Below are 1082 nucleotides of genomic sequence, written 5' to 3'. Positions count from 1 at the left end.
CCCCCCTAAACCGCCTGCCGCCAGCCAAACTGAGCGCGTACAAATCGACAGCTTCCCCAGCCGCCCCAGCAGCCCGATTGATGCCGACTTATCCAGACTCGGCAACCAACCCATCGACAGCAGCAACCTGCAAACCGCCCCCAGCGAAACCGCCGACCCCAACGTCCCTGAAGCCACCGACGGCGACCCACTGGCAGGCCTAGGCAACAAACCCATAGACAGCAGCCCCGACAAACCCAAACACCATTCGAAAAAAACCCGCAAAAGCTCAGGTTTCTAGCCCGACCGGAATAGACAGATGCCGTCACTCATTGAGCGGCATCTCTACATTCCACAGAGCGGAATACAATGGCCTTTAGCCATTGCACGATAGCCTGCCGCTTGCTTAACGCCGGACTCTATACCCCACAGAGCCTAAACCTCATTGCCCCCTCCCTAGTTTTGGCCTTGCCCGTTAACGCTAAGCCCCCCCTCTACATGACGATTCAAAAAGCACCGGGAAAGCATTGACGAGCCAAAAGACTGGTCAGCCTTGGGTATAAAAAGGTCGGAGTTATAAAAAACTTGAACATCGGGTACACACGGCCTGTCTGAGTGTTGTCTCCGCTCCGTTGCGGACGTATTAGCGCACACACGACCCTGTCATCGTAGCCAGACCCACCTACGCCATACCCCGCCCCAGATACATCTGGCAGCTTCACCCCACTTATGGCTGGTGCTGGTACCACCCCAAGTGGGGAAGGACTATCTTCCCCGTCATGCCGACGAAAATCAGGGGGAAAAAGCTCCTCGCCCTGACAAGGGGGAGCCCTTCGGCTTCGCTCAGGAGGGAGGGGGCTACAGAGATAATAATGTTAAATGTTAAAAGATATATGCACACCCGCTTATAACAATACAGCCCAAACATTTGGTGTCAAAGCGCGTAAAACCGCCTAGAACAATAACCAAACGCTTGCCAGTAACGAACGGATAGAATTTTTGCAAGGCACAATCATGAAAACACATAAAATGCGGATAGCCATGCTGCTAATAATTTGCAGCTTGTCTAGCGGAGCTTGGGCGTATGGAGGCGGCGGAGGTGA

Annotated in this window: 1 protein-coding gene; it reads left to right on the top strand. The window is 53.9% G+C overall.

Annotation, left to right across the window (positions count from 1 at the left end; genetic code table 11):
- Nucleotides 1-280: hypothetical protein (locus AADEFJLK_RS24895; protein WP_170065255.1), on the top strand; the 280-nt coding region annotated here is incomplete at its 5' end.
- Nucleotides 281-1082 lie beyond the last annotated feature (802 nt).

It is taken from the genome of Methylovulum psychrotolerans, assembly GCF_002923755.1.
In the GTDB taxonomy this organism is placed as follows: domain Bacteria; phylum Pseudomonadota; class Gammaproteobacteria; order Methylococcales; family Methylomonadaceae; genus Methylovulum; species Methylovulum psychrotolerans.
The sequence above is the reverse complement of the archived record's forward strand: the minus strand, read 5'-3'. Positions and strand labels throughout refer to the sequence as shown.